The 25,471-nt window shown below is 65.6% G+C and carries 20 protein-coding genes; 3 read left to right on the forward strand and 17 right to left on the reverse strand.

Annotated elements, in window-relative coordinates; genetic code table 11:
• Positions 1-9: 9 nt before the first annotated feature.
• The 5 genes from F3J44_RS01340 to F3J44_RS01360 all read right to left on the reverse strand — a co-directional run bounded on the left by F3J44_RS01340 (position 10) and on the right by F3J44_RS01360 (position 8,148).
• A complete protein-coding gene (locus tag F3J44_RS01340; RefSeq protein ID WP_167270155.1) occupies positions 10-636 on the reverse strand; it encodes a riboflavin synthase subunit alpha in 627 nt (208 codons plus the stop codon).
• A gap of 237 nt (positions 637-873) precedes the next feature.
• Positions 874-3,858 (reverse strand): autotransporter domain-containing protein, encoded by a 2,985-nt coding sequence (locus F3J44_RS01345; protein ID WP_167270157.1) that lies wholly within the window; start codon positions 3,856-3,858, stop codon positions 874-876.
• Positions 3,859-3,998: 140 nt separating this feature from the next.
• The gene (gene treS / locus F3J44_RS01350; RefSeq protein WP_167270159.1) at positions 3,999-6,065 is read right to left on the reverse strand and encodes a maltose alpha-D-glucosyltransferase; all 2,067 of its coding nucleotides are present in this window, start codon (positions 6,063-6,065) and stop codon (positions 3,999-4,001) included.
• Positions 6,066-6,273: 208 nt separating this feature from the next.
• Positions 6,274-7,164: an aromatic amino acid DMT transporter YddG gene (gene yddG / locus F3J44_RS01355; RefSeq protein ID WP_167270161.1), complete on the reverse strand. Its 891-nt coding sequence runs from the start codon at positions 7,162-7,164 to the stop codon at positions 6,274-6,276.
• A gap of 66 nt (positions 7,165-7,230) precedes the next feature.
• Positions 7,231-8,148 (reverse strand): LysR family transcriptional regulator, encoded by a 918-nt coding sequence (locus F3J44_RS01360; protein WP_167270163.1) that lies wholly within the window; start codon positions 8,146-8,148, stop codon positions 7,231-7,233.
• Between the two features lie 116 nt (positions 8,149-8,264).
• Between F3J44_RS01360 and F3J44_RS01365 the strand changes: the two genes are divergently transcribed.
• The 3 genes from F3J44_RS01365 to F3J44_RS01375 all read left to right on the forward strand — a co-directional run bounded on the left by F3J44_RS01365 (position 8,265) and on the right by F3J44_RS01375 (position 10,966).
• Positions 8,265-9,023 (forward strand): 5-oxoprolinase subunit PxpA, encoded by a 759-nt coding sequence (locus F3J44_RS01365; protein WP_167270165.1) that lies wholly within the window; start codon positions 8,265-8,267, stop codon positions 9,021-9,023.
• 87 nt (positions 9,024-9,110) lie between these two features.
• A complete protein-coding gene (locus F3J44_RS01370) occupies positions 9,111-9,998 on the forward strand; it encodes an allophanate hydrolase subunit 1 (RefSeq protein ID WP_167062057.1) in 888 nt (295 codons plus the stop codon).
• Positions 9,995-10,966 (forward strand): biotin-dependent carboxyltransferase family protein, encoded by a 972-nt coding sequence (locus F3J44_RS01375; protein ID WP_167270167.1) that lies wholly within the window; start codon positions 9,995-9,997, stop codon positions 10,964-10,966. Before F3J44_RS01370 ends, F3J44_RS01375 begins: the two co-directional genes overlap by 4 nt.
• A gap of 210 nt (positions 10,967-11,176) precedes the next feature.
• On the opposite strand, the gene F3J44_RS01380 is transcribed toward F3J44_RS01375, so the two are convergent.
• The 12 genes from F3J44_RS01380 to F3J44_RS01435 all read right to left on the reverse strand — a co-directional run bounded on the left by F3J44_RS01380 (position 11,177) and on the right by F3J44_RS01435 (position 25,334).
• Positions 11,177-12,010, reverse strand: a complete 834-nt coding sequence (locus F3J44_RS01380; RefSeq protein WP_205299615.1) for a TIGR03915 family putative DNA repair protein — start codon at positions 12,008-12,010, stop codon at positions 11,177-11,179.
• Positions 12,007-13,227, reverse strand: a complete 1,221-nt coding sequence (locus F3J44_RS01385; RefSeq protein ID WP_167270171.1) for a putative DNA modification/repair radical SAM protein — start codon at positions 13,225-13,227, stop codon at positions 12,007-12,009. Before F3J44_RS01385 ends, F3J44_RS01380 begins: the two co-directional genes overlap by 4 nt.
• A gap of 81 nt (positions 13,228-13,308) precedes the next feature.
• Positions 13,309-14,871, reverse strand: coding sequence for a glycosyltransferase family 39 protein (locus F3J44_RS01390; RefSeq protein WP_167270173.1), 1,563 nt, complete (start codon positions 14,869-14,871; stop codon positions 13,309-13,311).
• Positions 14,868-15,140: a lipid-A-disaccharide synthase N-terminal domain-containing protein gene (locus F3J44_RS01395; protein WP_167062042.1), complete on the reverse strand. Its 273-nt coding sequence runs from the start codon at positions 15,138-15,140 to the stop codon at positions 14,868-14,870. Before F3J44_RS01395 ends, F3J44_RS01390 begins: the two co-directional genes overlap by 4 nt.
• Entirely contained in the window at positions 15,137-15,880 is a 744-nt protein-coding gene (locus F3J44_RS01400; RefSeq protein WP_167062039.1) for a glycosyltransferase family 2 protein, read from the reverse strand. Before F3J44_RS01400 ends, F3J44_RS01395 begins: the two co-directional genes overlap by 4 nt.
• 36 nt (positions 15,881-15,916) lie before the next feature.
• Complete coding sequence (locus tag F3J44_RS01405) at positions 15,917-16,891, reverse strand: NAD-dependent epimerase/dehydratase family protein (RefSeq protein ID WP_167270175.1); 975 nt, start codon at positions 16,889-16,891, stop codon at positions 15,917-15,919.
• A gap of 290 nt (positions 16,892-17,181) precedes the next feature.
• Positions 17,182-18,426 (reverse strand): saccharopine dehydrogenase family protein, encoded by a 1,245-nt coding sequence (locus F3J44_RS01410; RefSeq protein WP_167270177.1) that lies wholly within the window; start codon positions 18,424-18,426, stop codon positions 17,182-17,184.
• A gap of 33 nt (positions 18,427-18,459) precedes the next feature.
• Positions 18,460-19,557 carry a carboxynorspermidine decarboxylase gene (locus F3J44_RS01415; RefSeq protein WP_167270179.1) on the reverse strand — a complete coding sequence of 366 codons (1,098 nt, stop codon included), beginning with the start codon at positions 19,555-19,557 and terminating at the stop codon, positions 18,460-18,462.
• 299 nt (positions 19,558-19,856) lie between these two features.
• A complete protein-coding gene (locus F3J44_RS01420; RefSeq protein WP_167062027.1) occupies positions 19,857-21,560 on the reverse strand; it encodes an amidase in 1,704 nt (567 codons plus the stop codon).
• A 181-nt stretch (positions 21,561-21,741) separates the two neighbouring features.
• Complete coding sequence (gene yghU, locus F3J44_RS01425; protein ID WP_167270181.1) at positions 21,742-22,581, reverse strand: glutathione-dependent disulfide-bond oxidoreductase; 840 nt, start codon at positions 22,579-22,581, stop codon at positions 21,742-21,744.
• A gap of 161 nt (positions 22,582-22,742) precedes the next feature.
• Entirely contained in the window at positions 22,743-23,342 is a 600-nt protein-coding gene (locus F3J44_RS01430) for a helix-turn-helix domain-containing protein (protein WP_167270183.1), read from the reverse strand.
• Positions 23,343-23,381: 39 nt separating this feature from the next.
• Positions 23,382-25,334, reverse strand: a complete 1,953-nt coding sequence (locus F3J44_RS01435) for an FAD-dependent oxidoreductase (RefSeq protein ID WP_167270185.1) — start codon at positions 25,332-25,334, stop codon at positions 23,382-23,384.
• Positions 25,335-25,471: the final 137 nt, after the last annotated feature.

The raw sequence follows: 25,471 nt of genomic DNA on the forward strand, positions 1-25,471 counted from the left end.
GGCGGGGCTTCAGCGTGGCAGTTGGCGGACCAGGGTGTTCTGGATAGTGCGTTCCACCACATCCACCAGCACCATGGTCTGGTGATCCACCTCGATGTTGAGCAAGGCACCTGCCGGGTAGCGGGCAAAGGTGGTCTGGCGCAGGGTTTCCGGAATCAGGTTGATGGTCACCACGTTGTCGTCGACATCGGCTACGGTCAGGCTGCAGCCGTTGACCCCGAGAAAGCCGCGCGGGAACACGTACTTGCCCCATTCAGGCGGCATGCGGAACTTGATGTAGGCCCCGGTTTCCTTGATCGACAGCTCTACCACCTCGGCGGTGCAGGCAATGTGGCCGGCCATGAGGTGGCCGCCGACTTCCGCGTTCATTTTTGCCGAGCGCTCGATGTTGACGCCTTGGCCGGGCTGGAAGAAGCGCAGGTTGGTGCGTTCCAGGGTGGCGGTCATGGCGTCGAAGCGCACCTCGCTGCCGTGGATTTCGGTGACCGACAGGCACGTACCTTCGACGCTGACGCTGGCGCCGATCTTCAGCTCGTCGAGCAGGTCTGGGGTGAGGTCGATGGTGAACTGGTTGTGGCCCGGGTAGGTGGTCACAGCCAGAAGAGGGCGCACGGCCTGGACGATGCCGGTGTACATGGGTTGCTCCTGGGCACGAATGGAAAACCCAGGAACGCTATGCCCGTAGGGCTGCAAATGCAAGCAGCCTGTACCGGCCGGTTTGCGCCAACCTGGTAGGAGCGAGCGCAGCTCGCGATGGGGCGCGCAGCGGCCCCAGGTTCGCAGCTTCGCAGCACAGAGCGCCGGGGCTGCCGTGCAGCCCATCGCGAGCTGCGCTCGCTCCTACCAAGGCCACCGCCAACAGGTGAAGAGCATTTAGAACTTCAACTGCCATTGCCCAACGATGGCATGGTTGCGGCTATTGCTGCCCAACTCCCCGCTATACCCCACGCCAATGGTCTGGCGCGCACTCAGCCCCAGGTCCACCCCGGCCTCGACCAGCAAGCTGTCGCGGTCAATTGCACTGCCTTCGACACTGAACGCATCGCCCCCGGCGATGAACGCCTGGCGCGTGCGGGTATCGACGTTGCCATAGGTGTGCCGCCAGCCCAGGGTCGCCCGTGGTGTCAGGCTCATGCCGTTGGCCAGTTGCCCCAGGTGCGCCAGGCGCACGCCGAAGGTGCTGCTGACGTTGTCCTGGGTATCGGCATCCACCGCCAGTGCCGCGTCACCGCCTTGCTCGCGGTAGCTGTCGCGGTGGTAGCGCTGGTAACCCAGGTTGGCGAACGGCTCGGCGCTCAGGCGGCCGCTGCCCATGGCATAGCCGAGCTCGACGAAGGCCTGCTGGCTGTCGGCGTCGTAGTCGCCCTTGAGCCGTTCGTTGAAGCCTTCGAACGCCACCTGGCGCTTGCTGTCGCCATCATGGCGGCTATAGGCCGCGCCCAGGCGCAAGGCCAGTGGGCCGCTCTGGTGCTGGGCATAGACCCCGGCGTGCCAGCTGCGCACGGCGCCGTCCAGGCCGGTGCTGTCCAGGCGCGTGCGCGAGTAGCCACCGAGCACGCCCAGGCGCCAGTCGCCGCCCAGTGCCCAGTCCAGCCCCAGCACGCCACCGCCGGTGCGTTGCTCCAGGGCGCTGGCGCCATGGCTGCCATCGACCTTGCCGTAGCTGCCCAGGGCTTGCGCCCAGACGCGCCCCTGGGCATTCGGATCGTTCAGGTTACGCGCCTCGCGGGGCACGCCGGTGGCCGCCAGGGCAGGGCCGTCTTCGTCGTTCATGCCCACCAGCAGGGCGCCGCTGCTGCCCATCGCCTGCATGGCGCCGAGCATGGTGGTGCCGACCTGGCTGCTGCCAGCCAGGGTGGCCGCCGCCAGGTTGGCGGTGTTGCTGGCCGACAGTTGCTCGATGGCACTGCTTGCGCCAGCGGTGCTGGTGCCCAGTACCGCGTTGTACAGGTTGCTGTTCTGCCCCAGGCTCGCCAGGCTGCGGGCGGCGCCCGCACCGCTGGCCGATTGTGCGTACTGGGCGAAGGCCACGTCGTTGCGGGTGTAGTCCAGGCCCACCGAGGTGCTGGCGTAGCTCAGGGTTGGGGTGAGGAAGGCGTAGTCGCTGGTGACCTGGGCGAAGGTGCCGTTGACCGCGCCGGCAGTCAGCACGGTGTAGTGGCTCTGCCAAGGGTACTCACCGGCGCTGGGCTGCACGCGCAGCGTAGCGCCATTGAGGTTGGCGGTGCCGCTGACGTTGATCGGCGCGCTGCTGCCGTCGGCGTTCACACCGTATACCAGGCTGGCGCCCTGGCCGAAGCTGAGGTCACCGTTGACCTTGGCAACGCCCAGGCCGGTGTTGGTCAGCAGCGTGCCATTCACCTGCAGGCCGCCTACCGAACCGCCGCCGGCATAGGTCGCGCCTTGCTCGACAAGCATCTGGCCGAGGATGCTGCCCTGGTTGACCAGGGTGGCGCCTGCGGTGACCACACCGCCCTGGCTGAAGTCGTCGACGCTGCTCAGGGTCCAGCTACCGCCGCTGACGCGCAGGGTTTCGAAGTTGGCGCTGTTGCCGAAGGTGCCGGTGCCGTTCAGGGTCACGCTGTCGATGCCGTCGCCGCCATCGACCAGGCCATTGAACACGCCGCCGGTTTCCACCACCAGGGTGTCGTTGCCCGCGCCCATGCTCAGGGCCAGGCCGTTGCCGCCGCTGATGGTGCCGCTGTTGACCACGGTGTCGGCGAAGTTGCCGATCAGCTTGATACCGAAGCCGTTGTCGCCCTCGATGCGCCCGGCGTTGGTGATGCTGGTTGCGCCCACCCCGGAGCCCTCGGCACCGTCGTCCACCAAAATGCCGTTGTCGACGCTGCGGATCACGCCCGTGCTGGTGTTGATCACGGTGCCGCCGCCCATGGCGATGCCTTCGCTGCCGTTCGGCCGGCCGCCGCTGTCCACGCCCTTGGCGCCCATGCCCTGGATGGTGCCGGCGTTGTACACGTAGCCGATGTTGTCGATGTCCACGCCATCGCCGTCGCCGTTGATCTTGCCCTCGGCGATGGCGCCGGTGATGGTGCCCCAGTTGTACACCGTGCCGCTGCCGTCGGAGCCGAAGCCCGAGCCATTGCGCCCGGTGATGCTGGCGCCGGCGTAGTTGTACAGGGTGGCGTCGGTTTTCAGGTCGATGCCGTGGCGGTCGGCGCTGATGGTGCCGTAGTTGTACACGGTCACGTTGGTGGAAGTGCCGATCTTGATGCCGTCCCACTTCTGGTCCAGGCCGTCCTTGTCCTGGGGCGCGGTGTCGGTGTAGATCAGCCCGTAGTTGGTGATGGTGGCGTTGGAGCCGGTTTTGATTGCGTCGTTGCCCACCGCGTGGATCACGCCGCTGGCCTGGTTCACCAGGGTGGTGGTGAAGGCCGGGTTGTTCAGGGTTTCCAGGTCGATGGCCTGACCTTCGACGGTGGATTCGATGGTGCCGGCATTGACGATGCTCAGGCTGCCACCGGCGGTGGGGTTGGTCTGGAAGCGCAGGCCGTCGTTGGTGCCCTGGATCAGCGCGCCCGCCTGGTTGGTGATCACGTAGTGGCTGAGGTCTTCGCCTTCATCCTTGGTGTCGATGCCGCGGCCGTCGGTGGAGCGGATGATGCCGGCGTTGTCGACGGTGAGGGTGGCGCCGCTGGTGTGCTTGGGCAGAATCACGCCGTCGTCGTCGCTGGCAACGATGCTGCCGTTCGCGGTGACCTTGAGGGTATCGGACTTCTTCAGCTCCAGGGTGTTGCTGGTGGCGCTGTCGATCAGGTAGTCCTTGGCCAGGGCGGCGGGGGCGAAAGCGGCGCAGGCCAGTGCGATGCACAGGGCCAGGCGGTTGGGCGTGAAATGCATTGGGCGACCATGAGTTCTTGTTCAGGGGCGCTCAATATGGCTATTCGATATTACGGTTTCATTGAAAGCTCGGGTGTGGCTGTGCCGGCCCTTTCGCGTTGTAGGAGCGGGCTTGCCCCGCGAAAGGGCCGGCACAGGCCTCACACATGCCCGCTACTGCTCACAATCCTCAAGCACAGCGCTTCATAAGGGTCCAGGTTCACCGTCAGCCGCCCATCCTCGGTCAGGTCGCCTTCGACCGTCTCGTTGATCATGTCCACCACCGGCCCTGGGGTGAACCCGGCCAGTTGCAGCTCCTCGGCGATCACCGCCTGGCTGAAGTTCAGCGCGCTGATCTGAATGCCGCGCCCGGCCGGCAGTTCATGCACCATCACCAGCAGCCCTGGGCTGGACACCTCGGGCACCAGCACCTGGCGGCTGGTGGCGATGCCATAGGCCTGGCGCACGGCCAGCAACTTCTTCACCTGGCTGGCAAAGGACGCCGGGTCGTCCAGCTGGCTGTCGAGGCTGCCGTACAGCGCCCGGGCCCGCGGCATGCCGCGCAGCGAGGCCTCGGCCTCGGGGGCCAGCCCGGCCAGGTCGTAGCCGCCGCGGTGAATCCAGCGGGTATCGCCGTCGGCCATGCGTTCGGCCACTGCCTCGGCCGGCAAGGGCAGGGCGCCGACCAAGTCCCAGCCAGACAACGCCACCACGCCTGGCTGCATGGCGTTGTACATCACCAGCAGCAGGTGCACCTTCTGGATCAGCGCGATGTCCTGCGCGCCGATCTGCGCCAGGTCGCGGATGCCCAGCGCTGCGGTGATCAGGCTGGCGGTGGTACAGGCAATGCCATTGGTGACGAAGCGCAGGTTGTAGGGGGCATGCTCGCCGGAAAGGCGCTCGTAGACTTCCTCGCGAATGTGTTCGCGCAGAATGCTGCCGGGCAGGGTCTGGCCCTTGTACAGGTACATGTCGTGGGCGTGCAGGGTCCAGAAGTGCACCAGCTCCACGGTCAGCTCGTCGTGGTTTTGCAGGGCGTGAATCAACGACGCCGGGTCGATGCCGAAGGCGTGCATTTCCTTGAGCATCAGGCGCAGGAACTCGGTGTCGCCGGTCAGCAAGGCATGCTGGTAGGCCGGGCGGGTGATGAAGTCATAGGACAGGTCGGCGCCGCCTTTGGACATCTGCGCGATGTCGTCCAGGGTCAGGTTCAGTTCCTGGAAGCTGAACCCGCCGGCCTTGCGGATCATGCCGCCGATCAGTTGGTTGCCGACGATCGACAGCGGGTGGCTTTCCGACCAGGCGCTGCCGCTGGCGCGGGTTTCCACGCCGAGAAAACCGTTGGCGTCCAGGCGCAGGCCGCGCGCGCCCAGGCAGTCCAGTGCGTGCAGGGCATCGCCAATGATCATCTGCTGGGCGGCGAAGCTTGGGTCGAGCCAGTTCAGCGACGGCTGGCCTTCCTTGAAATAGTGCAGGTACACCCAGCGCCGGGTCTTGCCATCTACCCCGGTGATCGGCCCGGTGGCGCTCCAGTCGGTTTCCTTGACCCCCGGTTCGAAGAAGATCACCCGCTGCAGCTGGCCGACGATGTAGTGGCGCAGCTTGAGTTCGTCGCACAGCGCCGGTGCCAGGTTGACCGCATCGCGGCCCGGGGGCACATCCGGCAGCAGCGGCCAGTCTTCCTCGCGGATTTCGACCATGTGGTAGAGCCCTGGGTAGGCACCATGGGCGAGTTCCGCCAGGCGGAAATCAGCGCCCTTGCCGGTGTGCGAAGGGATCAGGTCGTCGATGGTCACGGCATTGTGCGCGGCGGCCAGGCGGCTCATGTGCACCAGCTCCTGCTCGGTGCCGTAGAGCGGGTCGATGTCGAAGCTGATGCGGTCGAAGTTGCCGTCGATGCTGGGGGTGAAGTCACGCCCGCGCACGCCGCCGGACTGCTTGATGGGCCCGGTGTGAATGCCTTGTACGCCCATGTCCGACAGGCGCTTCCACAGTGCCTCGTGGCCCAGGGCGGCCAGTACCGAGCTGCCTTCGGGGGCGATGATCGCGTCGGGGTACACGGTCAGCCACACCGAGGCGATCTCGGTGGCCCGGCGCGGCTGGGCTTCGGCGTAGGGGTTCTGCCACAGGCGCGATTGGCCGGAATACAGGCGGGCCCGCTCCTGGGAAGCCTTGAGCATCGAACGGTCTTCGAGCCATTTGAGGTATGACGGGTCGGGTTGGGTCATTTCGCGTCCTCTCTGCGTGGCGACACCGGCCCAAGTTATGACGGCATCGCGCGCAGATCGTTCGGCGTGGATTGCCTATGCCACCCCATCGTAGGAGCGAGCGTAGCTCGCGATGCGATCTGGCAGGCGGCACCATGGCCCAAGGCCTCAACCCGCCTGTAACACCGCATCGCGAGCTGCGCTCGCTCCTACCAGGCCAGCGCAAGCCTTAACTGGCCTGGCGCGTTGCTTGCCAGCACAGCAGCGAACCCACGGTTACCAGCACCGCCCCCTGCCAGAATTGCCACCCCAACTGCGCCCCCAGCCACGCCGCCGCGAACGCCGACGACAGCACGGGTGCGGAATAGGATGCAGTGGCCAGCAACGTCAGGTTACCGCGCAGGATGCCGATGTTCCACAACGCATACCCCGCCGCCAGCCCCAATGCGGCGGCCACCAGTTCCAGGCCATGCACCAGGGTGAATGGCGGCAGCGATTCGCAGCTGATCCAGTACTTCACCCACAACACCGCCGCCGTCAGCAGGAAGAACAGCACCACATGGCTTTGCCCATTGGCATAGCGCCGGGTCACGTTGCAGTAAAGCGCGAAGGTGATCGCGCAGGCCGCTGCCAGGCTGTAGCTCAGCGGGTTGGAGGCCACATTGCTGACGATGCTGTGCAGCGACAACCCGTCGGTGCACACTACCCAGAGAATCCCCAGCAACGCCACCAATGTGCCCGGCACGATGAGCCAGCGCGCAGGCTGGCGGTTCATGAAGATCGCCAGCAGCACGGTCAGGCTTGGCCACAGGTAGTTGACCACGCCCAGCTGGATGGCCTGGGGGCGGCTGACGGCAAAGCCCAGTGCCAGGGACAGGCAGATCTCGTAGGCGACGAACAGTATCGAGCCGGTCATCAGGTAGAAGGGCGAGGCATGGCGCAGGCGCGGCCGGCCCAACAGCAGCACCAGCAGGCTGGCACCCAGGGTGTAGATCAGCGCGGCGCCGCCGATGGGGCCAAAGTATTCGCTGACACTGCGAATCAGGCCGCTGGCCGTGCTCCACAGCAAGATCGCCGCCAGGCCACAGGCGGTCGCGGCGGGGCCGCTGGTAATACGCATTGCAGATTCTCGGTTGGCAAAAGGGCCGGCGAGTGTAGCGCTTGCCGGCTGCTGCAGGAGAACAAATCAGCGCCGAGCCGACAGTTGCTGGGGGGCGAGGAAGGCATCGTGGAAATAGGTGCGCAGCGCCTGCATCGCCGGGCTGAATGTGCGCTCACGGTGCCAGGCCAGGCCGACGCTCATGGGCGTCACCGGGTCGCTGATGGTCACCGTTTCGATGCGCTTGCCCTCCAGCGACCAGGGCCTGTGCACCAGGTCGGAAAGAATCGCCACGCCACTGCCGTTGGCCACCATGCTGCGCACCGCTTCCACCGAGCTTGTGCGCACCCGCACATTGGGCCGCTGGCCGGCCTGTTCCCAGTAGCGCATGGCGCTCTGTTCGGCTTCATCCACGGTCAGCAAGATGAACGGCTGCTGCGCCACGTCGGCCAGGCTTACCGCCGAACGCTCGCACAACGGGTGGTGGCCGGGCAGCCACAGCCGGCGTTCGGAGTTGAACAGGGTTTCGGAGACGATGTCGGGGTGGGTGAGGTTGGCGGTGAGCACCACGGCCATGTCGAAACGCCCCTGCAAAAGGCCTTGCTCGATGGCGCTGCGCTCCTGCTCGTGCACTTGCACGGTCACGTCCGGGTGCCAGTGTTCCAGGCGCTGCAGGTGGTGCGGCAGGAAATAGCCCAGCACGGTATAGCTCGCCGCCAGGCGCAGCAGGCCGCTGGCGCGCACGTCGGGCAGTGGGCTGTTCAGCGCATCGTCGACGCTGCGCAGGATCACATAGGCGCGGTTGAGAAAGTGCCGCCCGGCCTCGGTCAGGCTCATGCCCTGGGCCGAGCGCTGGAACAGCAGCACGCCGAGCATCGCTTCCAGTTCCTTGATGGCGGTGGTCACGGCCGACTGGGAAATGTTCAGGTGAATCGCCGCCTGGGAAATCTGGCCGATCTCGGCGGTGGCGACGAAGTAACGCACCTGGCGCAGGGTCAAAGACACGGTTCACTCCCAGGTATCTGTTTTTCCGAAGACACCTTATCTGTTTATAAATCTTCCCAAGGGGTGGCGATGAATCTAACGTGGCTTGCAAGCACTCACAAGCCAGGAGAACAACGATGCAGGCGGTGGATTTCAACTCGGACATGGGCGAAGGCTTCGGCCCCTGGACCATCGGTGACGGCGTCGATCATGAGCTGATGGCCTACATCAGCTCGGCCAACATCGCCACCGGCTTCCATGCCGGTGACCCAGGCACCATGCGCCGCACCGTCGAACGGGCCAAGGCGCTGGGCGTGGGCGTCGGTGCCCACCCAGGCTTTCGCGACCTGGTTGGCTTCGGGCGCCGGCATATCAATGCCCCGGCCCAGGAACTGGTCGACGACATGCTCTACCAGCTTGGCGCCCTGCGCGAAATCGCCCGGGCCCAGGGCGTGCGGTTGCAGCACATCAAGCCCCACGGCGCGCTGTACATGCACCTGGCACGTGATCAGGAAGCCGCCCAGTTGCTGGTGCAGAACCTGCAGGTGATCGAGCCGCAATTGCTGCTGTATTGCATGCCCGGTTCGGTGATCTGCCGCGTGGCCCAGGCACTGGGGCAACCGGTGGTGCGCGAGTTCTACGCCGACCGCGAGTACGACCTCAGTGGCTCGATCGTGTTTACCCGCAATGTGCGTGGCCACGAGCCCCAGCGGGTTGCCGAGCGCGTCCTGCGCGCCTGCCGTGAAGGCCTGGTGCGCACGGTGCAAGGGCAGGACCTGGCCATCGAGTTCGACTCCATCTGCCTGCACAGCGACACCCCAGGCGCCCTGGGCCTGGTCGAGGCAACCCGCGCCGCGCTCGATGGCGCGGGTATCGTGGTGCGTGCGCCGCGCTGAGTTGCAACGGCCAGCGGCGTGCAGATGCCGTTGGCCCAATGTTTTTTTGCCTGCCTTTCGATAACGATTCCAAAAAAAGGAGCAGACATGGTCGAGTCCCTGGCCAGCACCCCGATCCGCTACAGCTTCGGTGCCGACGAGCACCTGTTCGCCGAGGTCAGCGACAGCATGTCGCTGCAGGCCTTCTTCAAGGGCATGGCGGTCACCCGCGCCGTCGAGCGCCTGGCGCTCGATGGCGTATTGGACATCTGCCTGGCCAACGCCTCGTTCCAGGTGCGTTTCGACCCCGACCGGATCGCCCCCGACGTGCTGCTTGCGGCCGTGCGCGGGGCCGAGGCCCAGGCGGTGGCCGAGCGTTCGCTGAGCACGCGGATCATCGAGATACCGGTGTTGTACAACGACCCCTGGACCCATGAAACGCTGATGCGCTTTCGCGACCGCCACCAGGACCCGGGCAGCACCGACCTTGAGTACGCGGCGCGCATCAACGGCCTGGCCGATGTCGATGCGTTCATCGCCGCGCACAGCGGGGCGCCGTGGTTCGTGTCGATGGTCGGCTTCGTGGCCGGCTTGCCGTTCATGTTCCAGATGGTCGAGCGCGAGCGGCAGCTGCAGGTGCCCAAGTATTTGCGCCCACGCACCGACACCCCCAAGCTGACCTTGGGCCACGGCGGTTGCTTCGGTTGCATCTATTCGGTTCGTGGGGCTGGCGGCTACCAGATGTTCGGCGTCACCCCGGCGCCCATCTACGACCCGCAGCAGGGCCTGGCCTACCTCAAGGAACACATGGTGTTCTTCCGCCCGGGCGATATCGTGCAGTTCAGGCCCATCGACCGCCAGGCCTACGACCAGGCGGTGGCGGAGGTGGAGGACGGGCGCTTCGACCTGCGCATTCGCCCGGTGGAATTTTCCCTGGATGCCTTTCTCGCCGACCCGGTCGGCTACCCCAGGACGCTGCAGGAGGTACTGGCATGATCAAGGTCATCAAACCCGGGCTGGCCAGCTCGGTGCAGGATTTGGGCCGCGAAGGCTATTACCACCTGGGCATCCCGCCGTCTGGCGCCTTGGACCAGTATGCGCTGCGCGCGGCCAACCAGCTGGTCGGCAACCCGCCGGGCGCCGCCGGCCTGGAATGCACCCTGGTGGGGCCGGAGCTTGAGTTCCAGCAGCAAGCGCTGGTGGCTGTGTGTGGCGCCCAGATGCCGGTATTGCTCGATGGCCGCGAGCAGCGCCCGGATACCGCCTTTGCAGTGCGCGCCGGCCAGGTGCTGCGCTTTGGTTTTCCCACGGCGGGTGCGCGGGCCTATCTGGCGGTGGCCGGTGGCATCGATGTGCCGCAAGTGCTCGGCAGCCGCTCGACCTATGCGCTGGGTGCGCTCGGTGGCCTGCAGGGGCGCAAGCTGGTGGCGGGCGATGTGCTGCCGGTGGGGGTGCCGAGTGGCCGTACCCGTGCCGGTGCCAGCCTGCCGATGGCCCTGCGCCAGGCGCTGGGCGGCGAGGTGGTGCTGCGGGTGGTGCCTGGGCTGTATTTCCACCGCCTGAGCGAGGCCGCCTCGAAAAGCTTCTTCACCGATGCCTGGACGGTGGGCTCGGAGGCCGACCGCATCGGCTACCGCTACAAAGGGGGCAGCGCGCTGAGCTTCCAGCCGCGCGAACAGCCGTTTGGCGCAGGCTCCGACCCGTCGAACATCGTCGACAGTTGCTACCCGATCGGCTCGATCCAGGTGCCGGCTGGGCTGGAGCCGATCATCCTGCACCGTGATGCAGTGTCGGGTGGGGGCTATGCGATGATCGGCACGGTGATCAGCGCCGACCTGGACTTGATCGGGCAGATGCAGCCGAACCAGCAGGCGCGCTTTTTGGCGGTGAGCCTGGAGCAGGCGCTGGAGGCGCGGCGGTCGTACAAGAAGAAGCTGGGGTTTTTGGGCAGGTTGTTTGGTTGAGCGAATAGCTGTACCGGCGCCTTTCGTTCCGAGGGTGGGCGCCGACCTGGTAGGAGCGAGCGTAGCTCGCGATGGGGCGCGCAGCGGCCCCGGGTTGTCTGCCTGGCGGCACATGATGTTAGGGCTGCTTTGCAGCCCATCGCGAGCTACGCTCGCTCCTACCAGGCCGGCGCAAACCCCGGCGCGATAGGGCCGGTACAGGGGGCTTCATCACCCGCGCTGGGTAATCCGTTTGCCCATCAGCCCCCCCACCTCCAGCGCCTGCCCATCGCGCTGCTTGCCCTGGCGCGCCAACCCTTCAAGCTGGGGAATCAACATCCCCTCCGGCAAATGCCGCCAGAACCGCCCCGGCATGTGCAGGCGCAGGGCGTCCGGGTTCAGCCGCGCCGGGTTGAAGGTATGCCGGTAGTAGGTACGCCAAAGCTCAGCCCCCGGGTCGTCGGCATTGCGCGCCCATTGCCGCCAGTCTTCCGGGCAGTGGCGCCGGTAATCGAACGCCTGGCCATCGAAGCGGATGCCGTCGCGCGGCGTCGCAATCAACCAGCGCTGGCGCCCCAGGCGGTCGGCAAAGTGCGCGCTGGCGCTGTACAGGATGTCGTGGGCCGGTTCGTGGTAGGCCACCAGGTCCAGGTTCAACTGGCTGGCCAATGCCTCGGGCAGGGGCACGAAGCGCACGAAGGCATGCAGGTGATGCGCCTCGCGGCTGACCTGCTTGATGCGCCGTTGCAGCTCGCTGCCCAGGCGGTCACCGGCCAGCATCGCCGTGCGGTCGCCGTGGGCCACGCGCCAGAGCACTTCGTACAGCAGGTTCCAGCGTTGTTCGCCGTGGTAGCGAGCGGCCTGCTCCAGCTGCGTCAGCAGCGCTGCCGGCACCTTGGCACGAAACGGCCCGGGCCCCTCCGGTAGCGGCGTGGGTACGGCCAGCAGGTCGTCGATAGGGCCTTGCGCCCAGGTCACCTGGGCGGGGTCGATGCCATGGCCGAGCAGGGTACGGGCCTGGTCGCGCCAGGTGGCGAACAGGTCGTCGCAGTCGAGCGCGATCATCCCCACAGCCCCATCTGCACCGGCGCCTGTGGCTCGCGCAGGCGCGCCCGCAGCAGGCCGCTGCGCAGCTCACCGTCGGCTGGGCGGTAGTCGCTGGTGACGATGAACGGCCGGGCCTTGTCCAGCACGCAGCGCAGCTGGATCAGGTCGTCATAGCGCACCCGCCGTTCCCGGCGCAGTTCCACCAGGCGCTGCACGCTGCGCAGGCCGATGCCGGGTATGCGCGCCAGCAGCGCCGGTTCTGCGCGGTTGACGTCCAGTGGAAACACCTCGCGGTTGGCCAGGGCCCAGGCCAGTTTGGGGTCGATATCCAAGGCCAGGTTGCCACTTTGGCCGAGCAGTTCGCCGGCCTTGTAGCCATAGCCACGCAGGAGGAAATCCGCCTGGTACAGGCGGTGCTCGCGCAGCAGCGGCGGGGCGGCCAGGGGCACGCTGCCGGGGCTGTCGGGGATGGGGCTGAACGCCGAGTAGTACACGCGCTTGAGGCCATAGCCCTGGTACAGCGATTCGGCGTTGCGCAGCAGGGTGCTGTCGTCGGTGGCGTCGGCACCGACGATCACCTGGGTGCTTTGCCCGGCCGGGGTGAAGCGCGGTGCTCTTGGCTCACCGGCCACGGCCAGTTGGCCCTGTTGGATCACGCCCATGGCCTGGCGGATGGTGTGGGCCTGTTTTTCCGGGGCCAGGCGCTTGAGGCTGGCGTCGGTGGGCAGCTCGATGTTGACGCTCAGGCGGTCGGCCAGGCGGCCGGCCTCTTCGATCAGCAAGGGGTCGGCATCCGGGATGGTCTTGAGGTGGATGTAGCCGAGGAAGTTGTGTTCTTCGCGCAGCAGCCGCGCCACGCGGATCAGTTGCTCCATGGTGTAGTCGGCCGAGCGGATGATGCCCGAGCTCAGGAACAACCCGCTGATGCAATTGCGCCGGTAGAAATCCAGGGTCAGGCGCACCACTTCCTCGGGGCTGAAGCGCGCCCGCGGCACGTTGCTGGAGCGGCGGTTGACGCAATACTGGCAGTCGTACAGGCAGAAATTGGTCAGCAGTACCTTCAGTAACGAGACGCAGCGGCCATCCGGCGTGTAGCTGTGGCAAATGCCCATGCCATTGGTGGCGCCCAGGCCGTCGCTGCCGCGCGAGTTGCGCTTGGGTGCCCCACTGCTGGCGCAGGAAGCGTCGTACTTGGCGGCGTCGGCGAGGATGCCGAGTTTGGCGATGAGCTGCATGGCGGTGTCTCGTGATACTGACTATTCATACAGTATTTTGAGTTTGGGCCGATTGCAAGCCTAGCCGACAGCCCGTGCGGGTCATGTTCCGGAACCCTGCACCGCCAGCTGTAGATTCCCCGGCCCATCGGCCCAGGCAAAGTGATAAACACGGCGCGGCGCTGTTGGCTGGCAGCGGCCGTTGTCAGCCCCGGCACCCACCACGTACCACTCGGCGCGCGAGGTATCGTCCAGCTTGCGCGCCTGTTCGGCGTTGAAGCAGCGGCCCAGTTCGGTGGCCGGAATCAGGGCGTAGGCCGTTGGATGCTGGCGCAGCCAGTACACTGCGGCATCGGCGTTGGGCTGGCCGGTGAAGCCGAAGTGCACGATCGGTTGGCGGGCGAACAGCCAGTGGCCTTCGCGCCAGTTGATCAGTACCAACTCGGCGCCGCCGGTGGCGCGGGCCGCTTCGCTCATCAGGGTGTCGTGGGGGTTGCGGCCTTCTTTCAAAGGCTCGGCCCAGCCCCGGACGAACCACAGGCAGAACCACACCATGGCCACCGCGGTGAATACCTTGCGCCAGCCTGGCCGGCGATGGAACCAGCGCTTGAGCAGCCACGGCAGCAACGGCGCAATGGCCAGTACCAGGCCGGGCAGGGCCGGGAAAATGTAGATTTTGCGTTTGCCGCTACTGAGGGTGAAGAACAGCAGCACCAGTGCCACCCAGCCGAGCAGCAGCAGGGTACGCCCGTCGCGCTTGCGCAATTGCTGGCGCCAGGCCGGCAGCAGCCACGGCAGGGCGAAGATCAGCGGCAGCCAGTATTGCGGGATGACCTTGACGAAGAAATACCAGAACGGCTCGCGGTGGTCCCAGGCGTTGGCGTAGCGGCTGGCCGTCTGGCGCAGCAGGATTTCCTTCAGGTAAGCCAGCTCGGCGGCGCCGCCGCCCTGGGCAATCGACACCAGCAATGGCACCAGCCATACCGCGCAGCCGGCCAACAGCCACAACAGCCCCAGGCTCCAGCGCCAGCCCTGGCCGGGCAGGGCTACCACGCCACGCCAGCGCTGGTGCACGGCAAAGGCATAGGGCAGCAGCATCAGCGCGGGCAAAAACCCCACGCCCTTGCTGATGATGCCCAGGCCCATGGCCAGGCATGCCGCGTAGAACCAGCCCCAGGCTGGCCCCAGCAGCAGGTGGCGGACCATGCCGTAGAAGCCCAGCGCCACCCACAGGCACAGGAAACTGTCGATCTGCCCGGTACGCAGGATGCTGTAGCTCTGGTAGGTGGCCAGGAACAGCAGCGCGGCGATCACCCCGATGCGCCGGTTCCACAAGCGCCGCCCAAGGTCGTGCAGCACCCAGGTGAGGGTCGCTGCCGACAACAGGCCTGGCAGGAACAGGGCCACCTTGGGCGAGCCGGTCAGGTAACTGAACAGGGCCACGGTCCACATGAACAGCGGCGGCTTGTCGCCATAGATCTCCGCCGCCCGGTGGGGGATGAACCAGTTGCCGCTCTGCAGCATCTCCAGGGCGACGCCGAGGAAGCGTTCTTCGTCGACGTTCATCGGCTGGCGCCAGCCGAGCCCCGCGCCCACCAGCACCAAGGAGAGGGCGATCAGGGCCAGGCGCTCGGCGCCAAGGGACTTGAACCTGGGTACGCTCATTGTTTCTGTTCCTTGCAGCGTGCAATCAGCTGCAGGTTGCGCAGGTAAACCAGCAGGCCGAACGACTGGCCGATGATGAACACCGGGTCCTGGCGGTAGATGGCGTAGACCAGCAGCAGGGCGCTGCCCAGCATGCTCAGGTACCAGAAGCCCACCGGGATCACGCTGCGGCGCTTGAACTCGCTGTACAGCCACTGCAGCACGAAGCGGCCAGTGAACACGGCTTGGCCGGCGAAACCGATGATCAGCCAGAGGGTTTCGCGGGTCATCCTTCGAACTCCTGCGGGCGGGTGTCCAGGCGCGTGCGGCGGATCAGCCACCACACCCCGACCAGGTCGAGAATGCCGACCAGGGCGCGGTCCAGGTTGCCGTACTTGGACACGCCGGCGTGGCGTGGGCGGTGGTTGACCGGGTGCACCAGCATGCGCCCGTTGTGGCGCAGGATCAGGGCCGGGATGAAGCGGTGCATGTGGTCGAAGTAGGGCAGGCGCAGGAACGCCGCCCGCTCGATCAGCTTCAGGCCGCAGCCGGTGTCCGGGGTGTTGTCCTTGAGCAGGCGGCGGCGCAGGCCGTTGGCCAGGCGCGAAGCCCAGCGCTTGCTGGCGGTGTCGCGGCGGTTGACCCGGTGCCCGGCCACCAATTGGATACCACCGCCCAGGTCCTGGCCGCCACGCACCAGGGCGAGCATGCCGGGGATATCGGCCGGGTCGTTCTGGCCGTCGCCATCCAGGGTTGCCAGCCAGCGGCCGCGCGCGGCCTCGGCAGCGTGCCACAGCGACGTGCTCTGGCCCAGTGAGCGGTCGTGACGCAGGATGCGCAACTGGCTGAAACCGTGCTGCTTGAGTTGGCGCAGGACCTGCAGGGTGTGGTCGCTGCTGCCGTCGTCGACCACCAGCACTTCATAGGCTTCGTCGGCCAGCGCCGTGCGGATTTCCATCAGCAGCGCCGGCAGGTTTTCGACCTCGTTCTTGGCGGGGATCAGTACCGAGAGGTCAAGGGGGTCTGTCATTGAGGCTACCTGTGTGCTTGTGGTCATTGCGATTGTTCAAACCCGGTAGAAGTCCCGGTACCAGCCAACGAAGGCCGCGACGCCCTGTTCCAGCGAGGTACTGGGCGAAAAGCCGATCCAGCGTTCCAGCGAGGCAACGTCTGCCCAGGTTTCCAGCACGTCGCCGGCTTGCAGGGGCAGGTATTCGCGCTGGGCCTTGATGCCCAGGGCATCCTCCAGGCACTCGACGAAGTGCAGCAGCCGCACCGGTTGGCCGCGGCCGATGTTGAACAGCTGGCACGGTGGTTTGCCGGCCTCTGGCCGGGGCGGTTTCAGGCGCAGGCGCAGCAGGCTTTCGACGATGTCGTCGATGTAGGTGAAGTCGCGGCCCATGTGGCCGTGGTTGTAGACCTGGATCGGCCGGCCGGCGAGGATCGCCTGGGTGAACTTGAACAACGCCATGTCGGGGCGGCCCCAGGGGCCGTAGGCGGTGAAGAAGCGCAGGCCGGTGACGGGCAGCTGGTACAGGTGCGCATAGCTGTGGGCCATCAGTTCATTGGCGCGCTTGCTGGCGGCATACAGCGATACCGGCTGCTCGGCCGGGTCGTCGACGCTGAACGGCAGCTTGGCGTTGGCCCCGTACACCGAACTGCTGGAGGCATAGACCAGGTGCCGGGGTGGCCGTTGGCGGCAGGCTTCGAGCAGGTTGAGGAAACCGACCAGGTTGGCCTGGCCGTAGGTGCCGGGGTTGTCCAGTGAATAACGTACCCCGGCCTGGGCGGCCAGGTGGATCACCTCGCTGAAGGCCTCGCCTGCGAACAGCTGATGCAGTTCGTCGGGGTTGGCGATGTCGAGGGTGTGGAAGCGGAAATTGCGAAAGCCAAGCAGCTGCTGCAGGCGCGCAAGCTTGAGCTCGACGCTGTAGTAGGTGTTGAGGTTGTCGACCCCGACCACCTCGATGCCCGCTTCGCACAGGCGCCGTGCCAGGTGGAAACCAATGAAACCGGCTGCACCGGTGATCAGCACGGGCATCGCATGCGCCCCGCCAGGGCCAGGCGCGCTGCCTTGGAGCCGTTACTGTAGACCGTGACCTTCATTCAGCAGCTCCATGGTTCGAATCTGGAAAGCTGAAAAAAAATGTCACATGGTTGTTTAGATTTTGTTACCTGGGTTTGCTTTAGTGCGCATCGCGAGCTGCGCTCGCTCCTACGGGATGGGCGCAGGGCCTGGTTCTGGGTAGGAGCGAGCGCAGCTCGCGATGCGCCACGAACGTGGCGCATATGCAGAAGGGGCGCCCTGATGGCGCCCCTTCCGTTTACTGCTTAGGCTTCAGCGTCCCACGGACGGTCGCCTTTTTCATCCTTCACGCGGGTTGGCAGGCCCATCACGTCCAGCGCCTTGAGGAACGGCTCGGCTGGCAGCTCCTCGACGTTGACCATGCGCTTGGCATCCCACTCGCCACGGGCGACCAGCAGGGCTGCCGCCACTGGCGGTACGCCTGCGGTGTAGGAAATGCCCTGGCTGTCGGTTTCGGCGTAGGCCTCTTCGTGGTCGGCCACGTTGTAGATGAACACTTCGCGAGGCTGGCCATCCTTGGTGCCCTTGACCAGGTCACCGATGCAGGTCTTGCCGGTGTAGCCAGGGGCCAGCGAAGCCGGGTCGGGCAGTACGGCCTTGACCACTTTCAGCGGCACCACTTCCAGGCCTTCGGCGGTTTTCACCGGCTGCTCGCTGAGCAGGCCCAGGTTCTTCAGCACGGTGAACACGTTGATGTAGTGCTCGCCGAAGCTCATCCAGAAACGCACGTTCGGCACGTTGAGGTTCTTCGAAATCGAATGCACCTCGTCGTGGCCGGTCAGGTACAGGTTCTGCGAACCCACCACCGGCAGGTCATCGGTACGCTTGACCTCGAACATGGTGTTGCTGGTCCACTGGCTGTTCTGCCAGCTCCACACTTGCCCGGTGAACTCGCGGAAGTTGATTTCCGGGTCGAAGTTGGTGGCGAAGTACTTGCCATGCGAGCCGGCATTGACGTCGAGAATGTCGATCGAATCAATGCGGTCGAAGTATTGCTGCTGCGCAAGTTTTGCGTAGCTGTTCACCACACCCGGGTCGAAGCCGACACCGAGAATGGCGGTAATGTTCTTTTCCTGGCACTCTTCGAGGTGTTTCCACTCGTAGTTGCCGTACCACGGCGGGGTTTCGCAGATCTTGCCCGGCTCTTCGTGGATTGCGGTGTCCAGGTAGGCGACACCGGTATCGATGCAGGCACGCAGCACCGACATGTTGAGGAAGGCGGAACCTACGTTGATCACGATCTGCGATTCGGTTTCGCGGATCAGTGCCTTGGTCGCCTCGACATCGAGGGCGTTGAGCGCGAAGGCCTGGATGTCGGCGGGTACCTTGAGGCTACCCTTGGCCTTGACGCTGTCGATGATGGCCTGGCATTTGGAGATGTTCCGTGACGCGATAGCGATACGACCCAGTTCGTCGTTGTGCTGCGCGCACTTGTGGGCCACCACCTTGGCGACACCTCCTGCACCAATGATAAGAACGTTCTTCTTCAATTTACCTTTCGCTCCTTACTTTGAAAGCCTGTCTTACGACAGGCTGGAAACGTAGTCTTCGAAACCGAAATCGCGAACCACCTCGACGCTGCCGTCGAGCTGCTTGACCACGATCGATGGCATCTTCAGACCGTTGAACCAGTTTTTCTTGACCATGGTGTAGCCGGCCGTGTCGATGAACGACAGGCGATCACCGATGGCCAGCGGACGATCGAATTGATACTCGCCGAAGATGTCACCGGCCAGGCACGACTTGCCGCAGACCATGTAGGTATGCTCGCCGTCGTTGGGGGCCATCTTGGCATTGAGGCGGTAGATCAGCAGGTCGAGCAGGTGCGCCTCGATCGAGCTGTCGACCACGGCCAGGTGCTTGCCGTTGTACAGGGTGTCGAGCACGGTCACTTCCAGCGAGGCGCTGTTGGTGATGGCGGCTTCGCCCGGCTCCAGGTAAACCTGCACGCCGTACGTTTCCGAGAAGGCTTTCAGGCGCGCGCAGAAGGCGTCCAGCGCATAGCCTTCACCGGTGAAGTGGATGCCGCCACCGAGGCTGACCCACTGAACCTTGTGCAGCAGGTGGCCGAAGCGCTCTTCAATGTGCGTGAGCATCTGGTCGAACAGGCTGAAGTCGCCGTTCTCGCAGTTGTTGTGAAACATGAAACCGGAGATCTGCTCGATCACCTGCTCGATCTTGGCCGGGTCCCATTCGCCCAGGCGGCTGAACGGGCGGGCCGGGTCGGCCAGCAGGTAGTCGGAGCTGCTGACTTGCGGGTTCACGCGCAAGCCGCGCACCTTGCCTTCGGACTGTTCGGCGAAGCGTTGCAGCTGGCCGATCGAGTTGAAGATGATCTTGTCGCAGTTCTCGAGCATTTCCTCGATTTCGTCATCGGCCCAGGCCACGCTGTAGGCGTGGGTTTCGCCGGCGAATTTCTGGCGGCCGAGCTTGAGCTCGAACAGCGAGGACGAAGTGGTGCCGTCCATGTACTGCTGCATCAGGTCGAACACCGACCAGGTCGCGAAGCACTTGAGGGCGAGCAGCGCCTTGGCACCGGAGTGTTCACGCACGTAGGCGATCTTCTCCATGTTGCCGAGCAGCTTGGTTTTGTCGATGAGGTAGTACGGCGTTTTGATCATTTAAAGGCCCCCGGCCAGGCCGGCCAAAAAAAGGACACGCATTGTGCCTTCACTTGCCGCAGATCGAAAGTGCGCGAGGCGTATTTCGTAAAGGTTACGGCGCGTTGTTGGGTTTAGTAGTACAGGGGCAAAGGCACAGGCAGATGACAGCCTGACCAATGGCGATGGACGGGCGCCGCTTGCGCAATGCCCTGTAGGAGCGGGCTTGCCCCGCGAACACCGGCGAAGCCGGTGCCATGCAGCGCGGTGCCTGCCTCGCGGGTCAAGCCCGCTCCTACAGAAGTTCCATGAGGGCTCGATCAGCCCAGGGCGGGAGTGCGCGGTGGGATCACCCGGCGGGAACCGGTCGCTTCGAAGGCGGCGGCAAAGCTCAGCAGCGCATTGTCGCTGTAGGCCTTGCCGGCGAAGGTCAGGCCCACGGGCATGCCGATATCGGCCATTACACCCATTGGCACGGTCACCGTCGGCACGCCCAGGTGGCGGATCGCCAGGTTGCCGTTGGCCACCCAGATGCCGTTGCTCCAGGCGATGTCGGCCGAGGCTGGGTTGACGTCGGCATCGGCCGGGCCCACGTCGGCCACGGTTGGGAACAACACCGCGTCCAGGCCTTGGGCGTCCATCCAGTCTTCCAAGTCAAGCTTGCGGGTTTGCTCAAGGCCACGCAGGCCGTCGGGCAGGGTTTCGATCTGGTCCCAGGTCTTCAGGCCGCGCTTGGCCATGTTGACGTATTCGTCCATGCCGGCGGCCAGGTCGTCCTCACGGTTGGGCAGGGTGCCCGGGTCGTGGGGGAAGATCTGCGGGCCATCGACGTCGGCCAGGCGGTTGAGCGCGGGGTCGTCGTTGGCGCGCAGGAAGTCGTCGAAGCCCCAGCCTGACAGCTCCCACAGCTCATCGTGCAGGAAGGCCTTGCTGACGATGCCGCGGTTGTACACGGTGGGGGCACCAGGGCGGTCGCCTTCGCAGTTGGACACCAGCGGGAAGTCCACTTCCAGCACTTCGGCGCCGGCCGCTTCCAGGGCCTGGCGGGCCTGCTTCCACAGCTCGATAACGCTGGCGCGGGTGTTGATGCGCTGGCCAGTCGGGCCGCCGATGCCTGGCTTTTCCGAGGTGCCGGCTTCGGTGTCGGCATTGATGTACATGCGCGGCACGCCGAAACGCTTGCCCTTCACGGCGCTGGCATCCACTGCCAGGTCCAGGTACGAGGCAGGGCGCACAGACGAAGCGGCCGGAATCGGCACCCACGGCTGCAGGCGCCACAGGTCGCCGCGTGGGTCGGCGTCGTCGGCCACCACCACGTCGAGGATTTCCAGCAGGTCGGCCATGGTTCGGGCGTAAGGCACCACCACGTCCATGGTCGGCGTCAGCGGCCAGTTGCCGCGCACCGAGATCACCCCGCGCGAAGGGGTGTAGGCGCACAGGCCGTTGTTCGAGGCAGGGCCTCGGCCGCTCGACCAGGTTTCCTCGGCCAGGCCGAAGGCGCTGAAGCTGGCCGCAGTGGCGGTGCCGGCGCCGTTCGACGAGCCGGAGGCGAACGGTGCGGTCAGATAGTTGGCGTTGTACGGGCTTTCGGCACGGCCATAAACGCCACGCTGCATGCCACCATTGGCCATCGGCGGCATGTTGGTCTTGCCCAGGCACACGGCGCCGGCGGCGCGCAGGCGCTCGATGGTGAAGGCGTCGCGTTGGGCCACCAGGTTCTTGAAGGCCGGGCTGCCGGAGGCGGCGGTCAGGCCTTTGACCAGGTAGCTGTCCTTGGCGGTGTAGGGAATGCCGTCCAGCGGGCTCAGGGCCTGGCCCTTGGCGCGGCGGGCGTCGGAAGCCTCGGCTTCCTTGAGTGCTTCTGGGTTGCGCACCACCACGGCGTTCAGGGCAGTGGCGGTGCCTGCGCCATCGTAGGCGTCGATGCGCGCCAGGTAGGCCTTGACCAGCTCGACTGCCGTCGTACGGCCCGACTCGAGCGCGTCGCGCAGCTGGGCAATGGAAACCTCGGTTACCTCGATCATGCTTTCACCAAAAAATGTGCAGGTGGGGGCTAGTGCGAGGAGTGTACAAGAAGGGATGGGGGGAAGCAGGTTTGCGCGGCAGAAATGGGTTTTTGCAATGGGGCATTGATGGGGCTTGGCGGGCCGGTTCGTGCGCCAGGCCCGCGCCCATCAGGAAGGGGCCGCAGCGGCCCCGGTGCACTTAACCCAGGTCAGCCGCCGAGTGCCGCTCCGGCACCTGGCTGGCCTCATCCCCCCAGGTACGGTTGACCCGGGTGCCGCGTTGCACCGCTGGCCGCTGGGCGATTGCCTCGGCCCAGCGCTGCACGTGCGGGTACTCCTCGACCGCCAGAAACTCCGCCGCGCCATACAGGTTGCCGCGCACCAGCTGGCCGTACCACGGCCATACGGCGATATCGGCAATGCTGTACTCATCGCCCCCCAGGTAGGGGCTGACGGCCAGGCGCCGTTCCAGGACGTCCAGTTGGCGCTTGGCCTCCATGGTGAAGCGGTTGATGGCGTATTCGATCTTCTCCGGCGCATACACGTAGAAGTGGCCGAAACCACCGCCCAGGTAAGGTGCCGAACCCATCTGCCAGAACAGCCAGTTCAAGGTTTCGGTGCGCGCAGCCGGGGCCTTGGGCAGGAAGGCGGCAAATTTCTCGGCCAGGTGCAGCAGGATCGAACCGGACTCGAACACCCGCACCGGCGGCTCGACGCTGCGGTCGAGCAGGGCGGGGATCTTCGAGTTGGGGTTTACCTCGACGAAGCCGCTGGAGAACTGGTCGCCATCACCGATACGGATCAGCCAGGCGTCGTATTCGGCGCCCGAGTGGCCGAGGGCAAGCAGTTCTTCAAGCAGGATGGTGACCTTCACGCCATTGGGCGTGGCCAGGGAATACAGCTGCAGCGGGTGCTTGCCGACCGGCAGTTGCTTGTCATGGGTGGGGCCGGCGATGGGCCGGTTGATGCTGGCGAACTGGCCACCGGAGGCTGCGTCGTTACGCCAGACCTTGGGCGGGGCATAGGGGGGCTTGCTCATGCAGGAATCTCCTTGGAAAGCGCGAAAACGTTCACGTAAAGACGTGGACCTGCATCTATGCCACGGGTTCGCGCAAAAGCGCAAATGCACACGGCGCAAGCGCCCGCTGCATGGCGCGAGCGCTCTACCCACGATGTTACGGGGCCAGCCTGCAGATCTTTTCAAAATGTTGGCGGGGTAATCACCCAGATCACCACGGCGTCCACCTCGCCGGGGTTGCCGTAGCGGTGCGGCTCCTGGCTGGAGAAACTGAAACTGTCGCCTTCTCCCAGCAGGAAATGGCGCTCACCCACCCAGACCTCGAAGCTGCCGCACAGCACGTAGCCGGCCTCTTCGCCTTCATGGCTGTAGCTTTCCTGGCTGTAGGTGCCGGGCGGAAAACGTGAGTGCAGCATCTCCAGTTGGCGGTTGGGCTGTGGGGTGAGCAGCTGGTCGACGATGCCGTCTTCGTAGTGCACGCTCAGCCGGCTGTTGCGCCGCACTACATAGCCTTGATCTTCCGGGGCGGTGTTGGCTTCGCTGGCGAAGAACCACTGGATGGTCACCCCCAGGCTGCGAGCAATGTTGAACAGAGCCGGAATCGACGGGTAGGACAGGTTGCGCTCCAGCTGGCTGATGTAGCCGGCGGTGAGTTCGCTCTGCGCCGCCAGCGCCGCCAGGGTCATGCCGCGGCGCTTGCGCAGGCCGCGGATGCGGGTGCCGAGAAACTGTGGCGCGCTGGCGCCGTCTGCGGCGGTCGGGTTGTGGGGCGGTTGGCTCATGCACGTCGGTCCGTCGGGAAAGCCGCAGTATGGGCAGCCTCAGAGCGCCCAGGCAACAGCCAGGCCGTCGTGGATCGCCTCCTCGACGGTGCGTGGGGCCAGGCAGTCACCGATGCGCTGCACGGCCACCAGGCCAGCCAGTTCGTCGGCGAGGGTGTCCTGGGGCTGGTGGCCCATGCACAGCACCAAGGTGTCGATGCCCTCGAAGATCATCGGTTCACCGCTGGCGGTGTGTTGCAGGTAGACGGTGTTGTCATCGCTGCCGTACAGGCGCGCATAGGGGGTGATGGCGATGCCCAGGCGATGCAGTTCGCCGGCCATCTGGTCGCGCACGTACAGCGGCAGGCTTTCGCCGCAATGGGTGCCATTGACCGCCAGCTGAACCTGATGGCCTTCGCGCACCAGGCGCTCGGCAATGCCGGGGCCGATCCAGTCACAGCGCCAGTCGACCACCAGTACCGAGCGCCCCGGGTTTGCCTCGTTACGCAGGATTTGCCAGGCATCCACCACCTGCAACTCACCGCTGCGTTCGAATGCGGGCCAGTAGGGCGTGGCGCCGGTGGCGGCGATGACCAGGTCGGGGCGCTCGCGTTCGACCAGGGCGCGATCCACTCGCGTATTACGTACTACGGTTACGCCTGCCAGCTGCATTTCCCGTTGCAAGTTGGTGCTTGCACCCCCGAATTCGCTGCGCCGGGGCAGCAACTGAGCCAGCTGGACCTGCCCGCCCAACTGCGTACTGGCTTCGTACAAGGTGACGTCATGGCCACGGGCAGCGGCTACGGCAGCGGCCTTCATGCCAGCCGGGCCGCCGCCAGCTACCAGGATGCGCTTGCGTGCAGTGGCGGGGGCGGGCTGGCCGTATTGCAGCTCGCGGCCGCTTTCCGGGTGCTGGATGCAGGAGATCGGCAGGCCGCGATGGAAGTGGCCGATGCAGGCCTGGTTGCAGGCAATGCAGGCGCGTATGTCCTCGGCCTGGCCATGTTCGGCTTTGCTGGGCATTTGTGGGTCGCAGATCAGAGCCCGGGTCATTCCGCACACATCCGCCTGGCCGCGGGCCAGGATCAGTTCGGCTTCCTGCGGCTGGTTGATGCGCCCGGTCACGAACAACGGAATGTTCAGGTGCTGCTTGAAGGTGCCTGCCTCGCGCGCCAGGTAGGCGGGGGCAATGGCCATGGGCGGCACGATATGCACCGCGCCACCGAGTGAAGCAGAGGTGCCGGCGACGATGTGCAGGTAGTCGAGCTGGCCTTGCAGCGCCTGGGCGGCGGCCAGCGATTCGTCTTCGCTCAGGCCCTCGCTGTCACGCTCGTCGGCGCTGATGCGCAGGCCGATGATGAACTGCTCGTCGGTGGCTGCACGCACCGCCGCAAGCACTTCGCGCAAAAAGCGCAGGCGCTGTTCCAAGGCGCCGTTGTAGCCATCGCCACGGCGATTTACCCGCGGGTTGAGAAATTGCGCCGGCAGGTAGCCGTGGCTGGCCACCACTTCCACGCCATCCAGCCCGGCCTGGTGCAGGCGCCGGGCGGCGCTGGCATAGCCCTGGACAATCTCGTCGATCATCGCCTGGTCGAGCGCCCGCGGCATTACCCGGAACCGTTCATTGGGCACCGCCGACGCCGAGTAGGCCACGGCCAGCAGGCCATCGGCCGACTCCATGATCTCCCGCCCGGGGTGGAACAGCTGCGACAGCACCTGCGTGCCGTGGGCGTGGCAGGCTTCGGCCAGGCGCCGGTAGCCGTCGATGCAGCTGTCATCGGTGGCCATCAGCACGTGGGAGGTGTAGCGCGCACTGTCGTGCACCCCGGCCACCTGCAGCACGATCAGGCCCACGCCGCCAGCGGCGCGGGCGCGCTGGTAGGCGATGAGCTTGTCGTTGACCTGGTTGTCGGTGGGCAGGCAGGTGTCGTGGCCGCTCGACATGATGCGGTTTTTCAGGCGTTTACCGCGGATGTGCAGGGGTTCGAACAGGTGAGCGAAGGCGGTGGTCATGCAGGCGGCTCCGGTGCGGTGTTGTTCTTGTTTTTCTAATAAAAGTGTAGGCTCAGTAAAAAATCAAATCATTTGTTTACTGGTGCATGAATCGCGTTGGCCCAGCTAGAAGCCGGGCCGGTAAGTGATCTAGCCTA

The sequence above is a fragment of the Pantoea sp. Tr-811 genome (assembly GCF_011752535.1).
GTDB lineage: Bacteria > Pseudomonadota > Gammaproteobacteria > Pseudomonadales > Pseudomonadaceae > Aquipseudomonas.